Genomic DNA, 19,200 nt, shown 5'->3' with positions numbered 1-19,200 from the left:
ACTGATAAAGAAAACCCCGGCACATGGCCGGGGCTCTTCTGTTGCGTTCAGCGCGCTAACGCCGATCCGGCAAGCCTTACTTCAGCGAATTGATCGCGTCGTTCAGGGTCTTGCTCGGGCGCATGGCTTTGCTGGCCAGCTCTGGCGTGGCGAAGTAGTAACCGCCGATGTCCAGAGGCTTGCCTTGCACGCCGTTCAGCTCGGCGACGATGGTCGCTTCGTTATCGGCCAGCGCTTTGGCCAGTGGGGCGAACTTGGCTGCCAGGGCTGCGTCTTCGGTCTGGGCTGCCAGGGCTTGTGCCCAGTAAGTGGCCAGATAGAAGTGGCTGCCGCGGTTGTCGATGCCGCCCACTTTGCGCGATGGCGACTTGTTGTTGTCCAGGAACTGGCCGGTGGCCTTGTCCAGGGCAGTCGCCAGGACCAGCGCTTTCGGGTTGTTGTAGACGTTGCCCAGGTGTTCCAGGGAGGCGGCCAGTGCCAGGAATTCACCCAGCGAGTCCCAGCGCAGGAAGTTTTCTTCGTTGAGCTGTTGAACGTGCTTCGGTGCCGAACCGCCAGCGCCGGTTTCGAACAGACCACCGCCGTTCATCAGTGGAACGATCGACAGCATCTTCGCGCTGGTGCCCAGTTCCATGATCGGGAACAGGTCGGTCAGGTAGTCACGCAGTACGTTGCCGGTGACCGAGATGGTGTCCTTGCCAGCGCGAATGCGCTCCAGGGAAACCTTCATCGCTTCGACTGGCGACTTGATGGTGATGTCCAGGCCGGTGGTGTCGTGATCTTTCAGGTACTGCTCGACCTTCTTGATCATCACCGCGTCGTGGGCGCGTTTCGGGTCCAGCCAGAAGATGGCCGGGGTGTTGCTCAGGCGCGAACGGTTGACGGCCAGTTTGACCCAGTCCTGGATCGGCGCGTCTTTGGTCTGGCACATGCGCCAGATATCGCCGACTTCAACGTTCTGCTCCATCAGGACCTGACCCTTGTCGTCGGTGACGCGAACGACGCCGTCGGTTTCGATCTGGAAGGTCTTGTTGTGCGAACCGTACTCTTCGGCTTTCTGCGCCATCAGGCCAACGTTCGGTACGCTGCCCATAGTGGTCGGGTCGAAGGCGCCGTGTTTCTTGCAGTCTTCGATGACCGCCTGATAGATGGTGGCGTAGCAACGGTCCGGGATCAACGCCTTGGCGTCTTGCAGCACGCCATCGTTGTTCCACATCTTGCCGGAATCACGAATCATCGCAGGCATCGAGGCGTCGACGATGACGTCGCTCGGCACGTGCAGGTTGGTGATGCCCTTGTCGGAGTTGACCATCGCCAGAGGAGGGCGGGTCGCGTAAACGGCTTTGACGTCCGCTTCGATCTGCGCTTGCTGGTCGGCTGGCAGGTCTTTGATGCGGGCGTACAGGTCGCCGATGCCGTTGTTCAGGTTGAAGCCGATTTCTTTCAGGACTTCAGCGTGTTTCTTCAGCGCGTCCTGGTAGTACTCGGCAACGATCTCGCCGAACATGATCGGGTCGGAGACCTTCATCATGGTGGCTTTCAGGTGGACGGAGAACAGCACGCCCAGTTTCTTGGCGTCTTCGATCTCTTTGGCCACGAAGGCGCGCAGGGCTTTCTTGCTCATGACCGCGCAGTCGATGACTTCACCGGCCAGGACCGAAGTCTTGTCTTTCAGTACGGTGGTGCTGCCGTCTTTGCCGATCAGCTCGATCTTCACGGCGCCCGCCGCAGCGATCAGTGCCGATTTCTCGCTGCCGTAGAAGTCGCCGCTGTCCATGTGTGCCACGTGGGACTTGGAGTCGGCTGCCCAGGCGCCCATTTTGTGCGGGTGCTTGCGCGCGTAGTTCTTGACCGAGAGTGGAGCGCGACGATCGGAGTTACCTTCACGCAGAACCGGGTTCACGGCGCTGCCCTTGACCTTGTCGTAGGCGGCACGGGCAACCTTGTCGGCTTCGGTGACGACTTCATCCGGGTAGTCCGGAACGTCGTAGCCCTTGGCCTGCAGTTCCTTGATGGCTGCTTTCAGTTGCGGTACCGAGGCGCTGATGTTCGGCAGCTTGATGATGTTGGCTTCTGGGGTGGTCGCCAGTTCGCCCAGCTCGGCCAGATCGTCGGAAACCTTCTTGTCGCCCAGGCGCTCGGGGAAGCCGGCCAGGATACGAGCTGCAAGAGAGATGTCACGGGTTTCGACGGTGATGTCGGCGGAGGCGGTGAACGCTTCGATGATGGGAAGCAGTGAGTAGGTGGCGAGGGCAGGAGCTTCGTCGGTGAAGGTGTAGATGATCTTCGAGCGGTTGGACATTTTTCGGAATACTCTCTTCTTTGCTGAGCGTACACAAAATTTCGAGATGCGCAGGGTAGGCACTTTCGCCCAGATATCAATGAGCCGAAAGTCGAGAATTTCGTCGCGTGATATGGGGTGCATCAGTCGAGCGTCAAGCGGTTGAACCCCGGTAAGAGTTCAGCCTGTCGAGGGCTGAAAGTCTCGTTTCAGATGGCTTGGCCCCCAATGACCCTATGGTCACCGGCGGCGAGTATACCACCGGTCCCGGCCATTAATACGATAGTAGTGTGAACGCTTGACACTCGCGTTGATCGATTCAGCCTCCAGGTCGCTACGCCAGAAAATCCGCAAAACCTTGAAGCCCGCGTCTTACGGGGCCTGCGGCAGACTGTCGCAGTCGTTCAAGCGTAGTGAAGGGCTGTCGAACCGCAAGTCGATTTTCGACTAAAGGAGCATTCTTTCGTCTCTGTGCTCAGGTGCGAGCCAGATGAGTGTCTTTGCGAGCCTGCGGGAAATACGCTGATAAAAAGAAGGGAATGAGCGTGTAGGGCAAAAAAAACCGGTCAGTCCCGGATGGACTTGACCGGCTTTCAGGTCTCGCGCTTGAACGGTCCGGCTCAGGCGTGATCTTTGCTGTGTTCGTGCTGCGGGTGTTGCTGATGAGCGTGCTCTTTAGTGGCCGCAGGCTGTCCGCTGATTTTCACCGCGTGCATGCCTTTGGGACCCTGGATGATTTCGAATTGAACCGGCTGGCCCGCCTTGAGCGTTTTGTATCCGTCCATTTCGATCGCCGAGTAATGAGCGAACAGGTCCTCGGACTTGCCGTCTTCAACGATGAAGCCATACCCCTTGGCGTTGTTAAACCACTTGACCTTACCGCTTAGCATAGTCACATCCCTCTGCAAAGGACTCCGATGGGAGTATCATCACCTCTCATCCGCCGGACCTAAAAAATTTTGGTTGACTGCGCGGACCCTTTTTACCCAATGTGGGTTCTATTGTTTGTAACACCGTTTAGCCGTTAGTCAAGGTCATGCGACGGTCCAATCGATAACGTGCATGATCATGACCAATCTATTTAATTTCGTCCCCAACGAACCTTCTTTACCATGCATGCAATGAGCAAGATTCGACTAACATTCAATCAGGATGACTCGCAGCCTCACGATGACGAGGCGGCGGGCATCGCGGTACAGGAAGCCAAGCCGATATTGCAGGTGCCACCGATGTACAAGGTGGTTTTGTTCAACGATGACTACACCCCGATGGATTTCGTTGTTGAAGTGCTGGAGGTGTTTTTCAACCTGAATCGTGAGCTGGCGACCAAGGTCATGCTGGCCGTCCATACAGAGGGACGGGCAGTGTGCGGATTGTTTACCCGCGACATCGCCGAGACCAAGGCAATGCAGGTCAACCAATACGCCAGGGAAAGCCAGCATCCGCTACTCTGTGAGATCGAGAAGGACGGTTAACGCCGGACACTTGGGTATGAGGTGAAGCTATGTTAAACCGTGAGCTCGAAGTCACCCTCAATTTGGCTTTCAAGGAGGCTCGCTCCAAACGTCATGAGTTCATGACCGTCGAGCACCTTCTGCTGGCCCTATTGGACAATGAGGCTGCCGCCACTGTTCTGCGTGCCTGCGGCGCAAACCTCGACAAACTCAAACACGACCTTCAGGAGTTCATTGACTCCACCACGCCGCTGATCCCCGTGCATGATGAGGATCGCGAGACCCAGCCGACCCTGGGCTTCCAGCGCGTATTGCAGCGTGCCGTGTTTCATGTACAGAGCTCCGGCAAGCGTGAAGTCACGGGCGCCAACGTGCTGGTGGCGATTTTCAGTGAGCAGGAAAGTCAGGCCGTATTTCTGTTGAAACAGCAGAGCGTGGCCCGCATCGATGTCGTCAACTATATCGCCCATGGTATTTCCAAGGTGCCGGGGCATGGCGATCACTCTGAAGGTGAGCAAGATATGCAGGATGATGAGGGCGGCGAGTCTTCTTCTTCGGGCAATCCTCTGGATGCCTATGCCAGCAACCTGAATGAACTGGCTCGTCAGGGCCGCATCGATCCTCTGGTCGGTCGTGAGCTGGAAGTCGAGCGTGTCGCTCAGATTCTCGCGCGTCGCCGCAAGAACAACCCGTTGCTGGTCGGTGAGGCCGGTGTCGGTAAAACCGCCATCGCCGAAGGGCTTGCCAAACGCATCGTCGATAATCAGGTGCCAGACCTGCTGGCCAATAGTGTCGTCTACTCGCTGGATCTGGGCGCCTTGCTGGCCGGGACCAAATACCGTGGCGATTTCGAGAAGCGCTTCAAGGCGTTGCTCGGAGAGTTGAAAAAACGCCCTCACGCCATCCTGTTCATCGACGAGATCCACACCATCATTGGTGCCGGTGCTGCGTCGGGCGGGGTGATGGACGCCTCTAACCTGCTCAAACCGTTGCTGTCGTCGGGAGATATCCGCTGCATCGGCTCGACCACGTTCCAAGAGTTCCGTGGCATCTTCGAAAAAGACCGTGCGCTGGCGCGTCGTTTCCAGAAAGTCGACGTCACCGAGCCTTCGGTCGAAGACACCATCGGTATTCTGCGTGGCTTGAAAGGCCGTTTCGAGCAGCATCACAACATCGAATACAGCGATGAAGCCTTGCGTGCCGCTGCTGAGTTGGCGTCGCGCTATATCAATGATCGCCATATGCCGGACAAGGCGATTGACGTGATTGACGAGGCGGGCGCCTTCCAGCGTCTGCAACCGGCCGACTTGCGCGTCAAGCGCATTGATGTTGCTCAGGTCGAAGACATCGTGGCGAAGATCGCGCGGATTCCACCAAAACACGTCAACAGTTCCGACAAGGAATTGCTGCGCAATCTGGAGCGCGACCTCAAGTTGACCGTGTTCGGTCAGGATGCGGCCATCGATTCGCTGTCCACGGCGATCAAGTTGTCCCGTGCCGGTCTGAAGTCGCCTGACAAGCCTGTCGGTTCGTTCCTGTTCGCAGGTCCGACCGGTGTCGGTAAAACTGAGGCTGCGCGTCAGTTGGCCAAGGCGCTGGGAATCGAGCTGGTGCGTTTCGACATGTCCGAGTACATGGAGCGTCACACCGTTTCGCGTCTGATCGGTGCGCCTCCGGGGTATGTCGGGTTCGATCAGGGCGGTCTGTTGACCGAAGCCATCACCAAGCAGCCGCACTGCGTGCTGTTGCTCGATGAGATTGAAAAGGCGCATCCGGAAGTCTTCAACCTGCTGCTGCAGGTGATGGACCACGGTACGCTGACCGATAACAACGGTCGCAAGGCGGACTTCCGCAACGTGATCATCATCATGACCACCAATGCCGGTGCCGAAACGGCGGCGCGTGCTTCGATCGGCTTCACCCATCAGGACCACTCGTCCGATGCGATGGAAGTCATCAAGAAGAGCTTTACGCCAGAGTTCCGCAACCGTCTGGACACCATCATTCAATTTGGTCGCCTCAGTCACGAGGTCATCAAAAGTGTGGTGGACAAGTTCCTCACCGAACTTCAGGCGCAGCTGGAAGACAAGCGGGTTCAGCTCGATGTGTCCGACGCGGCAAGAAGTTATCTGGCCGAGGGTGGTTACGATGCGGCAATGGGCGCCCGCCCGATGGCGCGTCTTATCCAGGACAAGATCAAGCGTCCACTGGCCGAGGAAATCCTCTTTGGCGAGTTGTCCGAGCACGGCGGTGTGGTGCACATCGATTTCAAGGACGGCGAGATCACGTTCGAGTACGAAACCACGGCGGAAATGGCCTGACGTTTCGATGCAACACAACAAAAAGGCGCCGATGGCGCCTTTTTGCTGTATTGCGAACCCGTACCCTCCTACCATGCGTAGCTGCTTACAATTGTGGACAAACAAAAACGCCCGGCATATGCCGGGCGTTTCTGTCGTAGCCTGTTAGCGAGCGCGGTAGGTGATGCGCCCTTTGCTCAGGTCATACGGCGTCAATTCAACGCGGACCTTGTCGCCGGTCAGAATGCGAATGTAGTTCTTGCGCATCTTGCCGGAGATGTGCGCGGTAACGACGTGCCCATTTTCCAACTCCACACGGAACATGGTGTTGGGCAGGGTGTCGACGACAGTGCCTTCCATTTCGAAGCTGTCTTCTTTCGACATGCAGTAAAGCCCTCGGTATCCAATGAATGGCCCGGTGCAAACGGCAGCCGAGCAAAAGCGGGCTGCATTGTGCCCGAAAAGTGGGGTTCACGCCAAGGGATTCAGTAAAGAGTGACCCATCTTTGATTGGTCAGCAGCTCAATGGGTCGATATTGGGTCTTGTAGTTCATCTTTTTGCAGTTTTTGATCCAGTAACCCAGGTAAACCGCATGCAGTTGCAGACGTGCTGCTTCGGCGATTTGCCAGAGGATCGCGTAGCGTCCCAGGCTACGGCGTTCTTCGGATGGCTCATAAAAGGTGTACACCGCCGACAGACCGTTGGGCAGCAAATCAGTCACGGCGACGGCGAGCAGTCGGCCTTCGGCCCGGAATTCGTAAAAACGGGCAAAGGGCAGGTCACGGACCAGAAAGGTGGAAAACTGTTCACGGCTGGGCGGGTACATGTCGCCATCGGCATGACGTTGCTCGATGTAGCGCTGATAGAGGTCGAAGTATTCTTCGCTGAAATGCGGCTTGGCGCTGGTGACTTCGATGTCGGCGTTGCGTTTGAAGATGCGTTTCTGTTGGCGGTCAGGCACGAACAGGCCGACCGGAATGCGCGCGGGCACACAGGCGCTGCAATTCTGGCAGTGCGGGCGATAGAGATGATCGCCACTGCGACGGAACCCCATGTCGGAAAGGTCGGCGTAGACCTGCACATCCATGGGCTGGCTGGGATCGAGAAACAGCGTGGTGGCCTGTTCCTCGGGCAGGTAGCTGCAGGAGTGGGGTTGAGTGGCATAAAACTTAAGCCGCGCCAGCTCGGTCATGATCAACCCTCGAGAAAACGTTAGCTAAGAGTGTATGCCAGCCGACTCAAACTCGCCTAGGTAACCAGTCGGCGGAGTTTGTCAGATCCAGATGTTTTTTCAGGTAGTGGGCAAAGGTATTTCGAGAAATCGAGCGCGCGCCCAGACTTTGCAAGTGTTGAGTCGGCATCTGGCAGTCGATCATCACGAAGCCCCATTGCTTCAAATGTTCTACCAGGGTGGCAAAACCTGCCTTGGACGCGTTGTCTGCCCGGCTGAACATCGATTCACCGAAAAACAGTTGCCCCATCGCCAGGCCGTAAAGCCCGCCAACCAGTTCATCCTTATCCCAGACTTCAACGCTGTGGGCGTAGCCTCGGGCGTGCAGTTCTATATAAGCAGCCTGCATCGAGCCGGTGATCCAGGTCCCGTCAGCGTAGGCGCGAGGCTCGGCACAGGCGCGAATCACGGCAGGAAAATCCTCATCGAAGGTCACCCGATAGCGTTGTTGGCGCAGGAGTTTGCGCAAGCTTCGGGAGACGTGCAGTTCATCGGGGAATAGGACCGTGCGCGGATCCGGCGACCACCATAGAATCGGTTGCCCTTGCTGATACCAAGGAAAACAGCCGTGACGATAGGCCTGAATCAATCTGTCTGCCGACAGGTCGCCGCCGCCCGCCAGCAAACCGTTGGGCTCGCGCAGCGCTTTTTCCAGGGGCGGAAATTCGAGTGTGTCGCGTTGTAACCAGGTCAGCATGGGATTCCAGCTTGGCGAGAGGGGAGGGGAGTGCGCCCAAGTGTGCAACTACGGCGCGTGATTGCGGTCACACGCGGTTGACCGGCGCTGGATTGTGTAAAGACAGGCAAGTTCGTTCCGTTCACGGGAGTCATGGCCATTCGACAGTTCTGTTACGGGGTAAAAACACGTCATAAGCCTTTGTCAGCAAAGAAAATGCATGCTCAAATCAGCCATTGTCATCGGCGCTTGAAGATCGGCAAGGTCCACGCCAGACTATCGTGGCGTGCAGCGTGCAATTCCGTACAATGCCCGATGTCGTTTAACCTCATTTCAAATCACCTGTCGAGCGTGTATTAAACGCCATCATGTCAGGGACCGGTTTGCGCTATTTCGTCAATGCAGTCGTATATAGTCAACCCTTAGATGTTCGCGCCAACGCGCAGGAATTGAAGCGTTTTGAAGAAATCCACCGCAGCACCCAGCCCCGTTCCGCTCTGGCGGCAGCATTTGCACTACCGACTCAAGGAAGGTGCGCTGATCGCATTCGGCTTTTTGTGCCTGTACCTGATGATGGCCCTGTTGACCTACGATCAGACCGATCCAGGCTGGAGCCACACCAGCAGTTCCGTGCAGGTGCAGAACGCTGCCGGTCGTGCCGGAGCGTTCGCCGCCGACATTCTGTTCATGGTTCTAGGCTACTTCGCCTACATCTTCCCGATGCTGCTGGGCGTGAAGGCGTACCAAGTCTTCCGCCAGCGGCACGAACCGTGGCAATGGAGCGGCTGGCTGTTTTCCTGGCGCATGATCGGTCTGGTGTTTCTGGTACTGGCCGGTGCGGCGCTGGCGCACCTGCATTTCCATTCCATGTCCGGGTTGCCGGGTTCCGCAGGCGGTGTGCTGGGCGAGGTACTGGGCGATCTGGCCAAGCGTGCGCTGAACGTGCAGGGCAGCACCTTGCTGTTCATTGCCCTGTTTCTGTTCGGGCTGACCATCTTCACCGACCTGTCGTGGTTCAAGGTGATGGACACCACGGGCAAGATCACCCTCGACCTGTTCGAGCTGTTCCAGGGCGCGATCAACCGCTGGTGGGCCGAGCGCAACGAACGCAAACGGATGGTCGCCCAATTGCGTGAAGTCGACCTGCGTGTCGACGAGGTCGTGGCGCCGGTCGTGCCGGATCGCCGCGAACAGGTCAAGGCCAAGGAGCGCATCATCGAGCGCGAGCAGGCGCTGACCGAGCACATGAGCGCTCGAGAGAAGCACGTTCCTGCCGTCATCGCCCCTGTTCAAACCCGCCCGCCGGAACCCAGCAAGCGTGTGCAGAAAGAGAAGCAGGTGCCATTGTTCGTCGACAGCGCCGTGGAAGGCACGCTTCCGCCGATCTCCATCCTCGACCCGGCAGAAAAGAAGCAGCTCAACTATTCGCCCGAGTCCCTGGCCGCGGTCGGCCATCTACTGGAAATCAAGCTCAAGGAATTCGGCGTCGAGGTTTCGGTGGATTCGATTCACCCTGGCCCGGTCATTACTCGTTATGAAATTCAGCCAGCGGCGGGCGTCAAAGTCAGTCGCATCGCCAACCTGGCCAAAGACCTGGCCCGTTCTCTGGCCGTGACCAGCGTCCGCGTGGTCGAGGTGATTCCGGGCAAGACCACCGTCGGTATCGAGATTCCGAACGAAGACCGTCAGATTGTGCGCTTCTCCGAAGTGCTGTCGACCCCGGAGTACGACAACTTCAAATCCCCGGTCACCCTGGCTTTGGGTCATGACATCGGCGGCAAGCCGATCATCACCGACCTGGCCAAGATGCCACATTTGCTGGTGGCCGGTACCACCGGTTCCGGTAAGTCGGTGGGTGTGAACGCGATGATCCTCTCGATCCTGTTCAAGTCGGGGCCGGATGACGCCAAGCTGATCATGATCGACCCGAAAATGCTCGAACTGTCGATCTACGAAGGCATTCCTCATTTGCTGTGTCCTGTCGTGACCGACATGAAAGACGCTGCCAACGCCCTGCGTTGGTCGGTGGCAGAAATGGAACGCCGCTACAAGCTGATGGCCAAGATGGGGGTGCGTAACCTGTCGGGTTTCAACCACAAGATCAAGGAAGCGGAAGACGCCGGTACCCCGATTCCGGACCCGCTGTATCACCGCGAAAGCATCCACGACGAAGCGCCGCTGCTGACCAAGCTGCCGACCATCGTCGTGGTGGTCGACGAATTCGCCGACATGATGATGATCGTTGGCAAGAAGGTCGAAGAGCTGATCGCGCGTATCGCCCAGAAGGCGCGTGCTGCCGGTATCCACCTGATTCTCGCGACCCAGCGCCCGTCGGTTGACGTGATCACCGGTCTGATCAAGGCCAACATTCCGACTCGAATGGCGTTCCAGGTGTCGAGCAAGATCGACTCGCGGACCATCATCGATCAGGGCGGCGCCGAGCAGTTGCTGGGGCACGGTGACATGCTCTACATGCCGCCCGGTACCAGCCTGCCGATCCGTGTGCACGGCGCGTTCGTCTCCGACGACGAAGTGCATCGCGTGGTCGAAGCCTGGAAACTGCGTGGAACGCCGCAATACAACGACGACATTCTCAATGGCGTCGAAGAGGCGGGCAGTGGCTTCGAAGGTGGCGGCGGTGGTGGCGGGGACGGCGATGACGCCGAAACCGATGCGCTGTACGACGAAGCGGTGAATTTCGTGCTGGAAAGCCGTCGTGCCTCGATCTCCGCCGTGCAGCGCAAGCTGAAAATCGGCTACAACCGCGCCGCGCGCATGATCGAAGCCATGGAAATGGCCGGCGTCGTGACCGCCATGAACACCAACGGCTCGCGGGAAGTGATTGCGCCAGCCCCCATGCGTGATTGACACTTCCATTCATGACACATGACTGGATGGCGCCCGAGGGCGCCGTCCGTCTTAATCGACCCCAAAGAGGACTCCCATGCGTCTTATCCGCATGTTGTTGGTATCTGCACTGGCTTTTTCCGCTCTTCCGGCCCACGCCGACAGCAAGGACGTGGCGCGCCTGACCCAACTGTTGGAAAACTCAAAGACCCTGAGCGGTCGTTTCTCGCAGATTTCCCTCGACGGTAGTGGCACCCAGATGCAACAGACCGAAGGTGACATGACGCTACAACGTCCGGGGCTGTTCTACTGGCACACCGATGCGCCGCAGGAGCAAACCATGGTCTCCGATGGCCAAAAGGTCACCCTGTGGGACCCGGATCTGGAGCAGGCGACGATCAAGAAGCTTGATCAGCGTCTGACGCAAACTCCTGCGCTGCTGCTTTCCGGTGATGTTTCAAAAATTAGCGAAAGCTTCGACATCACCGCCAAGGAAGCAGGCGGGGTGATTGATTTCACGCTCAAGCCCAAATCCAAGGACACGCTGTTCGATAACATGCGACTGTCGTTCCGCAACGGTGTGATCAACGACATGCAGTTGATCGACAGCGTCGGCCAGCGCACCAACATCCTGTTCACCGGTGTTAAGGCCAACGAGCCGGTGCCAGCGAGTAAATTCCAGTTCCAGATTCCGAAGGGCGCTGACGTCATTCAGGAATAAGCGCCTGCAGCGTCCTTAGGAACACAAGGTAAGAGCGTTATTGATGGACCTGTTCAGCAGCGAACCGATTGCCCAGCCTCTGGCCGCGCGTCTACGGGCGACCAACCTGGACGAGTACGTCGGTCAACAGCACCTGCTCGCCCACGGCAAGCCATTGCGTGAAGCGCTGGAGCAGGGTGCGCTACATTCGATGATTTTCTGGGGGCCGCCCGGCGTGGGTAAGACCACGCTGGCGCGTTTGCTGGCGAAAGTCTCTGATGCGCACTTCGAGACCGTTTCTGCGGTGCTGGCAGGGGTCAAAGAGATTCGTCAGGCGGTCGAGGTTGCCAAGCAGCAGGCCGGGCAATATGGCCGTCGGACCATTCTGTTCGTTGACGAAGTTCATCGCTTCAACAAGTCTCAGCAGGACGCGTTTCTGCCCTATGTTGAAGACGGCACGCTGATTTTCATCGGCGCGACCACCGAAAATCCGTCGTTTGAGCTGAACAATGCGTTGCTCTCAAGGGCGCGGGTGTATGTGCTCAAGAGCTTGGATGAAGCGGCGTTGCGCCAGTTGGTTGATCGCGCGCTCACCGAGGAGCGAGGATTGGGTAAACGCCACTTGAGTGTGGGTGACGAGGCGTTCAAGACGTTGCTGGCCGCCGCCGACGGCGATGGCCGCCGCATGCTCAATCTGCTGGAAAATGCGGCGGATCTTGCCGAAGACGACAGTGAAATTGACCCTGAGTTGTTGCAAAGCCTGCTGGGCGACAGCCGCCGCCGTTTCGACAAGGGCGGCGAGGCGTTCTACGACCAGATATCCGCCTTGCACAAATCCATTCGTGGCTCGAACCCCGACGCTGCGCTGTACTGGTTTGCGCGGATGATCGACGGCGGCTGCGATCCGTTGTATCTGGCGCGTCGCGTGGTGCGCATGGCCAGCGAGGACATCGGCAACGCCGACCCACGCGCGCTGCCGTTGTGCATGTCGGCGTGGGACGTGCAGGAGCGCCTCGGTAGTCCGGAAGGCGAGTTGGCGGTGGCCCAGGCCATCGTCTATCTGGCCTGCGCACCGAAAAGCAACGCCGTGTACATGGGCTTCAAGATGGCCATGCGCGAAGCGACCGAGTTCGGTTCGCTGGAAGTGCCGCTGCACCTGCGCAACGCGCCGACCAAACTGATGAAGCAACTGGGTTATGGCGAAGAGTATCGCTATGCTCACGATGAGCCGGAGGCTTATGCGGCCGGTGAAGACTACTTCCCGCAAGAGTTGGAACCCCGCCAGTATTACCAGCCGGTGCCCCGTGGCCTTGAGCTGAAGATCGGCGAAAAACTCAAACACCTGGCCGCCCTTGATCGCGCCAGTCCTCGTCAGCGGAGAAAGTAGTGATTCAGTTGATTCTTGCTGTGTCCGCAGGGGGCGTGGCTGGTACATTATTGCGCTTCGCCACCGCCAACGTTGTGGCTGCGAACTGGCCGCGGCATTTCTACACCGCGACGCTGGCCGTCAACCTGGTGGGCTGCCTGCTCATCGGCTTTCTGTACGGGCTGTTCCTGATTCGCCCGGACGTGCCGATCGAGCTGCGTGCTGGCCTGATGGTGGGTTTTTTAGGCGGATTGACGACGTTTTCGTCCTTCTCGCTGGACACGATACGTCTGCTGGAAAGCGGTCAGGCGCCCTTGGCCATTGGCTATGCCCTGATCAGCGTCCTCGGCGGCCTGCTCGCGACCTGGGCAGGCCTGTCGCTGACCCGAATTTTATAGTTTCTATTTTCATAGCCCCGAATACCTAAAACGAGAGACCGATATGCTCGATTCCAAACTGTTACGTACCCAGCTTCAGGACGTAGCGGATCGCCTGGCTTCCCGTGGCTTCACACTGGACGTGGCCCGCATCGAAGCGTTGGAAAACCAGCGCAAGACTGTGCAGACCCGCACTGAGCAGCTTCAGGCCGAGCGTAACGCCCGTTCCAAATCCATCGGCCAGGCCAAGCAGCGCGGTGAAGACATCGCGCCGCTGATGGCCGACATCGATCGCATGGCTGAAGAGCTGACCAATGGCAAGAAGGAGCTGGACGGCATTCAGTCCGAACTCGACGCCATGCTGCTGAGCATGCCGAACCTGCCGCACGAATCCGTGCCGGTCGGTGCTGACGAAGAAGAGAACGTCGAAGTGCGCAAATGGGGCACCCCGACGGCCTTCGATTTTGAGGTTAAAGATCACGTCGCACTGGGCGAGAAGTTCGGCTGGCTGGATTTCGAAACCGCCGCCAAGCTGTCCGGCGCCCGTTTCGCCCTGCTGCGTGGCCCGATTGCCCGCCTGCACCGCGCACTGGCGCAGTTCATGATCACCACCCACATCAATGAACACGGTTACGAAGAGGCTTACACCCCATACCTGGTTCAAGCCCCTGCGCTGCAAGGCACGGGTCAGTTGCCGAAGTTCGAAGAGGATCTGTTCAAGATCGGTCGCGAAGGCGAAGCGGATCTGTACTTGATCCCAACCGCTGAAGTGTCGCTGACCAACATCGTGGCCGGTGAAATCGTCGACGCCAAGCAACTGCCACTGAAGTTTGTGGCCCACACCCCATGCTTTCGCAGCGAGGCGGGTGCGTCGGGTCGTGACACGCGCGGCATGATCCGTCAGCACCAGTTCGACAAGGTCGAGATGGTGCAGATCGTCGAGCCGGAAAAATCCATGGAAGCCCTGGAAAGCCTGACCAGCAACGCCGAGCGCATCCTGCAACTGCTGGAACTGCCGTATCGCGTACTGGCCCTGTGCACTGGCGACATGGGTTTCAGCGCCGTGAAGACGTATGACCTGGAAGTGTGGATTCCGAGCCAGGACAAATACCGCGAGATTTCCTCGTGCTCCAACTGTGGTGATTTCCAGGCCCGCCGCATGCAAGCCCGCTGGCGTAACCCGGAAACCGGCAAGCCTGAGCTGGTTCACACCCTCAATGGCTCGGGCCTGGCGGTGGGTCGTACCCTGGTCGCCGTGCTGGAGAACTACCAGCAGGCCGACGGTTCGATTCGCGTGCCGGAAGTCCTGAAGCCGTGGATGGGCGGTATCGAGGTCATCGGCTAAATGGAATTTCTGCCACTGTTCCACAACCTTCGGGGTGCCCGTGTGCTGGTGGTGGGCGGCGGCGAGATTGCCTTGCGCAAGTCTCGCCTGCTGGCCGATGCCGGGGCGATCCTGCGGGTGGTTGCACCCGAGATCGGAACGGAGCTGCGCGAGCTGATCGACAGCAGCGGTGGCGAACAGATTCTGCGTGGCTACAACGAAGCCGATCTGAACGGTTGCGTGCTGATCATCGCGGCCACGGACGACGAATCCCTCAATGCACAGGTGTCCAGCGATGCCCGTGCGCGTGGGGTGCCGGTCAATGTGGTGGACGCGCCTGCGCTGTGCAGCGTGATCTTTCCGGCCATCGTCGACCGTTCGCCGTTGGTGATCGCGGTGTCCAGCGGCGGCGATGCGCCGGTGCTGGCGCGACTGATCCGCGCCAGGATGGAAAGCTGGATTCCGCCGACTTATGGCCATCTGGCCGGTCTGGCGGCGAGGTTTCGCCACCAGGTGAAGAAGCTGTTTCCGAATGTTCAGCAACGCCGGGCATTTTGGGAGGACGTGTTTCAGGGGCCTATCGCTGATCGCCAATTGGCCGGGCAGGGGGCTGAAGCCGAACGCCTGTTGCAGGCCAAGCTCGACGGCGAACCGCCAGTTGCGTCAGGCGAGGTTTACCTCGTCGGCGCGGGGCCGGGTGATCCGGACCTGCTGACTTTCCGTGCCTTGCGACTGATGCAGCAAGCAGATGTCGTGCTGTATGACCGTCTGGTCGCTCCTGCGATTCTCGAACTGTGCCGCCGTGATGCCGACCGTATTTATGTCGGAAAGAAGCGCGCGGATCACGCGGTGCCTCAGGATCAGATTAATCAGCAGTTGGTTGACCTGGCCAAACAGGGCAAACGCGTGGTGAGGCTCAAAGGGGGCGACCCGTTCATCTTTGGTCGAGGCGGTGAGGAAATCGAAGAGCTGGCGGCTCATGGCATTCCGTTTCAGGTGGTGCCTGGTATCACGGCAGCCAGCGGTTGTGCGGCGTACGCCGGAATTCCGCTGACCCATCGCGACTATGCGCAATCGGTGCGTTTCGTGACGGGACACCTGAAGGACGGCACCAGCGATCTGCCGTGGAAAGACCTGGTGTCGCCTGCGCAGACTCTAGTCTTCTACATGGGGTTGATCGGTCTGCCGATCATTTGCAGCGAACTGGTCAAGCACGGGCGTTCTGCCGACACGCCAGCCGCACTGATTCAGCAAGGCACCACGTCGAACCAGCGCGTCTTCACCGGCACCCTGGCCAACCTGCCGCAACTGGTGGCGGAGCATGAAGTGCATGCGCCGACGCTGGTCATCGTAGGGGAGGTGGTGACGTTGCGGGACAAGCTGAAGTGGTTTGAAGGGGCTCAGGGGACCGTTTGACCCCAGCATACCCTTAAGCCAGGAGCAATACCTGTGGGAGCCGGCTTGCTGGCGAAAGCGGTGTATCAGCCACCATCACAGTGACTGAATTACCGGTTTCGCCAGCAAGCCGGCTCCCACAATAATTCGTGTCGTCCTCAACCGTTCTGCAAAATCCCTTGCCCGCTCAACCGCCCACGGTCATGCGCGCCACTGAAATCCTGCTCCGGCCCTTTCGGCACCACGCCCGTCGGGTTGATGGTGGCGTGGCTGGCGTAGTAGTGGTGCTTGATGTGCTGGAAGTCGACCGTGTCGGCCACACCTGGTAGCTGATACAGCTCTCGCAGCCAGTTGCTCAGGTTCGAGTAGTCGGCGATCCGGCGCAGGTTGCATTTGAAGTGGCCGTGATACACCGCATCGAAGCGAATCAGCGTGGTGAACAGGCGTACGTCGGCTTCGGTCAGGTACTCGCCCGCCAGATAGCGCTTCTCGCCCAGCAGCTTTTCCAGAACGTCCAACTCGGCAAACACCTCATCGAACGCCTCTTCGTACGCGCCTTGCGACGTCGCAAAACCTGCGCGATACACGCCGTTGTTCACGGCAGGGTAAATGCGGTCGTTCAGCCGATTGATTTCGGGGCGCAGTGCCTCGGGATAGAGGTCCAGCGTGTTGCCGGTCAAGTCGTTGAACGCCGAGTTGAACATGCGGATGATTTCCGATGACTCGTTGCTGACGATCCGGTTGAGCTTCTTGTCCCACAGCACTGGCACGGTCACACGGCCGGTGTAGTCGGCGGTGTCTGCCAGGTAGCGCTGATACATGTAGGTGTGACTGTCGAGGGCGTCGCCCGTCGACCCGGTCTGTTTGTCGAAGGTCCAGCCGTGTTCGCGCATCAGCCAACTGACCACCGACACATCGATCAGGCCTTCCAGCCCTTTGAGCTTGCGCACGATCAGCGTGCGATGCGCCCACGGGCAAGCCAGGGAAACATACAGATGATAGCGACCGGCTTCGGCCTTGAAGCCACCTTCGCCGGAAGGCCCCGGGCGCCCATCAGCGGTGACCCAGTTGCGACGTTTGGCTTGTTCGCGCTGAAACGCCCCGTCTTTGCTGCTTTCATACCACTGGTCGTGCCAGCGTCCTTCAATGAGAAGGCCCATGTCTGACTCCAATAACTGTGTACGTTCGTACGTTGGAGACCAGTCTAAAGACAATCGTTCGAAGAAATAGCGCAAAGAATGGGGTGTAATGATCGATTAAATCGATTTATCTCGGTTCGCCCAATACTGCTCGGCACGCTCGAAGGCTTCAGCGCGAGGCATTCCAAGGCCTCGCAGGGCCAAAGCGATGGTAGAGATCAGTGCCAGTTGCGGGTAGCTGTCTTCGGTTTCACCCTTCCAGATGGCGATGAGTTGCTGTGGATCAAGGCTGGCCGGTTTGACGTGGCGACGCTCCGACAGCGCGGGCCATTCCTCGTCCCATGGCTGGCCATCCGTAGTGCCATAGAGGTGACTGATGGTGTCCGGGTTGATTTCCACTTCGCCGCCATCGCCCTTGATGACAATGGAGTGATCGCCCAGCAGGCTGCTGGCATCGCGGTGAACGGCCTGATAACCGGGGTGGAAAATGCTTTGCAGGCCACAACGTGCATTTAGCGGGTTGAGAATACGAGCCAACGAATGAATTGGCGAGCGCAGGCCCAAGGTGTTGCGCAAATCGATCATGCGTTGCAACTGCGGCGCCCAGTCACCCAGCGGAATGAAGGCGATGTTGTGGTGCTGCAACGCCTCGTCTACGGCGTTCCAGTGGCGGCAGAGTGGAATGCCCAGCAGGTCCAGCAATTGCTCGCTGTACAGACGGCCCGCTGTGTGGGCACCACCACCGTGCATTAAAACCTTCACGCCATTTTGAGCAAGGCATTTGGCCGCGAGCAGATACCACGGTAAATGGCGCTTTTTACCCGCATAGGTCGGCCAATCGATATCGACTGTTATCGGAGGGGCGGTCAGACGCTGACGCACTGCCTCAGTGAAACCGGCCAGCTCTTCAGCGGATTCTTCCTTGTGACGCAGCAGCATCAGGAAAGCGCCGAGCTGGGTGTCCTCGACTTTTTCGTCGAGCACCATGCCCATGGCTTCGCGGGCTTCCTCGCGGGTCATGTTGCGCGCGCCGCGTTTGCCTTTGCCCAGAATGCGCACGAACTGCGCAAACGGGTGCTCGGCCGGGGTTTCAGTGACGAGGGGGGCGAATTCGGTCATAAGCAATTGGTCGGCTTGGGCAGGCCCGCCAGCTTGGCGGCGAGTTTGGCGGGAGTGCCATTGAACAGACGGTTCAGGTGCAGGCTGTTGCCTTTTTCAGGGCCGAGCTTCTGCGCTGTGTACTTCACCAGCGGACGGGTTGCCGGAGAGAGTTGGTACTCGGCATAAAACGCCCGCAGCACCGTCAGGATTTCCCAGTGATCGGGCGTCAGGGCGATGTCTTCTTCCAGCGCCAGTGCCTCAGCCACGCCATTGGACCAGTCATTGAGGTCGGCGAGGTTGCCGTCTTTGTCCAGCGCGATGGTACGCCCGTCGACGATGAGTTGTTTCATAACCAGGTGTTGACCTTGTCGTAGCTCACCGACAGTTCGACGAAACCGGGGTAATCCACGAGGGTGACCCAGTCTGGCAGTGCAAGGTTTCGGGCCTTGGCGTCCTCATCGAGCACGAACAGGCGCATGCTCTCGGCCCTGGCGTCCAGTAACTGACGTGCTGCCGTTGCCGCGTTCAGGGCATAGGTCGCATCGCCGCACAGCAAAATCGCGTCCTCATGGCCGAGCACCCGCAGGCAACTGCTCAGGCGGGTGTCAGCGAAGGGGGAGTGGGATAACACATGCAAGGTCGACATCAGATCGTGATCACCTGGTCATAACGGTCGATGAGCGCTGCAATCTCTTGATCGCGCAGCCCACCCAGCGACTCAACGCTCAGTTCGGTGGACAACAGGCCGCGTTCCGCCAGGCTGGTGTGGCAGGCGAACAGTTCTTCGACACCGAACATCTCCAGCGCCTGAAGGTTGGCTGTCAGGTCTTTCTGTTGCAGCGTTTTGGCGTCTTGCGAGGGCAACAACTGCAACACGCCATCGTCGAGAAACAGCATGCCCACTGGCAGATCGAATGCGCCGCCCGCCAGCGCGATGTCCAACGCCTCGCGAGCGCTTGGGCCTGACCAGGGCGATTGGCGGCTGATGATCAATAGCGATTTAGGCAT

Annotated in this window: 18 protein-coding genes; 8 read left to right on the top strand and 10 right to left on the bottom strand. The window is 58.8% G+C overall.

Annotation, left to right across the window (positions count from 1 at the left end; genetic code table 11):
• Positions 1-76: 76 nt before the first annotated feature.
• Both ACI5GA_RS05945 and cspD read right to left on the bottom strand, forming a co-directional pair.
• Positions 77-2,302, bottom strand: a complete 2,226-nt coding sequence (locus ACI5GA_RS05945; RefSeq protein WP_404631019.1) for an NADP-dependent isocitrate dehydrogenase — start codon at positions 2,300-2,302, stop codon at positions 77-79.
• A 599-nt stretch (positions 2,303-2,901) separates the two neighbouring features.
• On the bottom strand, positions 2,902-3,171 hold the full coding sequence (gene cspD, locus ACI5GA_RS05940; RefSeq protein ID WP_404631017.1) for a cold shock domain-containing protein CspD: 270 nt from the start codon (positions 3,169-3,171) through the stop codon (positions 2,902-2,904).
• Between the two features lie 222 nt (positions 3,172-3,393).
• Here cspD and clpS point away from each other — a divergent pair, with 222 nt between their 5' ends.
• Entirely contained in the window at positions 3,394-3,756 is a 363-nt protein-coding gene (gene clpS, locus ACI5GA_RS05935; RefSeq protein ID WP_108239270.1) for an ATP-dependent Clp protease adapter ClpS, read from the top strand.
• Between the two features lie 29 nt (positions 3,757-3,785).
• On the top strand, positions 3,786-6,056 hold the full coding sequence (gene clpA / locus ACI5GA_RS05930; RefSeq protein WP_421422168.1) for an ATP-dependent Clp protease ATP-binding subunit ClpA: 2,271 nt from the start codon (positions 3,786-3,788) through the stop codon (positions 6,054-6,056).
• 144 nt (positions 6,057-6,200) lie between these two features.
• Here the strand turns inward: clpA and infA are convergent, their stop codons facing one another.
• From infA to aat, 3 genes are all read right to left on the bottom strand, one after another.
• Positions 6,201-6,419 (bottom strand): translation initiation factor IF-1, encoded by a 219-nt coding sequence (gene infA, locus ACI5GA_RS05925; protein ID WP_002553999.1) that lies wholly within the window; start codon positions 6,417-6,419, stop codon positions 6,201-6,203.
• Positions 6,420-6,520: 101 nt separating this feature from the next.
• Positions 6,521-7,228 (bottom strand): arginyltransferase, encoded by a 708-nt coding sequence (locus ACI5GA_RS05920; RefSeq protein ID WP_404631013.1) that lies wholly within the window; start codon positions 7,226-7,228, stop codon positions 6,521-6,523.
• A 46-nt stretch (positions 7,229-7,274) separates the two neighbouring features.
• On the bottom strand, positions 7,275-7,964 hold the full coding sequence (gene aat, locus ACI5GA_RS05915) for a leucyl/phenylalanyl-tRNA--protein transferase (RefSeq protein WP_421422166.1): 690 nt from the start codon (positions 7,962-7,964) through the stop codon (positions 7,275-7,277).
• A 438-nt stretch (positions 7,965-8,402) separates the two neighbouring features.
• Here aat and ACI5GA_RS05910 point away from each other — a divergent pair, with 438 nt between their 5' ends.
• From ACI5GA_RS05910 to cysG, 6 genes are all read left to right on the top strand, one after another.
• Entirely contained in the window at positions 8,403-10,811 is a 2,409-nt protein-coding gene (locus tag ACI5GA_RS05910; RefSeq protein WP_421422164.1) for a DNA translocase FtsK 4TM domain-containing protein, read from the top strand.
• Positions 10,812-10,887: 76 nt separating this feature from the next.
• Positions 10,888-11,511, top strand: a complete 624-nt coding sequence (gene lolA / locus ACI5GA_RS05905) for an outer membrane lipoprotein chaperone LolA (protein ID WP_404631007.1) — start codon at positions 10,888-10,890, stop codon at positions 11,509-11,511.
• A gap of 43 nt (positions 11,512-11,554) precedes the next feature.
• Positions 11,555-12,877 carry a replication-associated recombination protein A gene (locus ACI5GA_RS05900; protein WP_404631005.1) on the top strand — a complete coding sequence of 441 codons (1,323 nt, stop codon included), beginning with the start codon at positions 11,555-11,557 and terminating at the stop codon, positions 12,875-12,877.
• On the top strand, positions 12,877-13,254 hold the full coding sequence (crcB, locus tag ACI5GA_RS05895; RefSeq protein ID WP_404631003.1) for a fluoride efflux transporter CrcB: 378 nt from the start codon (positions 12,877-12,879) through the stop codon (positions 13,252-13,254). Before ACI5GA_RS05900 ends, crcB begins: the two co-directional genes overlap by 1 nt.
• 43 nt (positions 13,255-13,297) lie before the next feature.
• Positions 13,298-14,578: a serine--tRNA ligase gene (gene serS / locus ACI5GA_RS05890; RefSeq protein WP_404631001.1), complete on the top strand. Its 1,281-nt coding sequence runs from the start codon at positions 13,298-13,300 to the stop codon at positions 14,576-14,578.
• On the top strand, positions 14,579-15,973 hold the full coding sequence (gene cysG / locus ACI5GA_RS05885) for a siroheme synthase CysG (protein WP_421422160.1): 1,395 nt from the start codon (positions 14,579-14,581) through the stop codon (positions 15,971-15,973). It abuts the gene before it with no gap.
• A gap of 137 nt (positions 15,974-16,110) precedes the next feature.
• On the opposite strand, the gene ACI5GA_RS05880 is transcribed toward cysG, so the two are convergent.
• The 5 genes from ACI5GA_RS05880 to tusC form a co-directional block, all read right to left on the bottom strand.
• A complete protein-coding gene (locus tag ACI5GA_RS05880) occupies positions 16,111-17,112 on the bottom strand; it encodes a glutathione S-transferase family protein (RefSeq protein WP_421422159.1) in 1,002 nt (333 codons plus the stop codon).
• A gap of 96 nt (positions 17,113-17,208) precedes the next feature.
• The gene (locus ACI5GA_RS05875) at positions 17,209-18,210 is read right to left on the bottom strand and encodes a glycosyl transferase family protein (RefSeq protein ID WP_421422157.1); all 1,002 of its coding nucleotides are present in this window, start codon (positions 18,208-18,210) and stop codon (positions 17,209-17,211) included.
• A complete protein-coding gene (locus tag ACI5GA_RS05870) occupies positions 18,207-18,542 on the bottom strand; it encodes a TusE/DsrC/DsvC family sulfur relay protein (protein ID WP_404630993.1) in 336 nt (111 codons plus the stop codon). Before ACI5GA_RS05870 ends, ACI5GA_RS05875 begins: the two co-directional genes overlap by 4 nt.
• Positions 18,539-18,838 (bottom strand): sulfurtransferase complex subunit TusB, encoded by a 300-nt coding sequence (gene tusB / locus ACI5GA_RS05865; RefSeq protein WP_421422154.1) that lies wholly within the window; start codon positions 18,836-18,838, stop codon positions 18,539-18,541. The genes ACI5GA_RS05870 and tusB overlap by 4 nt, the downstream gene beginning before the upstream one ends.
• Positions 18,838-19,200, bottom strand: a complete 363-nt coding sequence (gene tusC, locus ACI5GA_RS05860) for a sulfurtransferase complex subunit TusC (RefSeq protein ID WP_404630989.1) — start codon at positions 19,198-19,200, stop codon at positions 18,838-18,840. Before tusC ends, tusB begins: the two co-directional genes overlap by 1 nt.

Source organism: Pseudomonas sp. Pseu.R1 (assembly GCF_045764065.1).
In the GTDB taxonomy this organism is placed as follows: domain Bacteria; phylum Pseudomonadota; class Gammaproteobacteria; order Pseudomonadales; family Pseudomonadaceae; genus Aquipseudomonas.
This window is presented reverse-complemented; position numbering and strand designations above follow the sequence as displayed.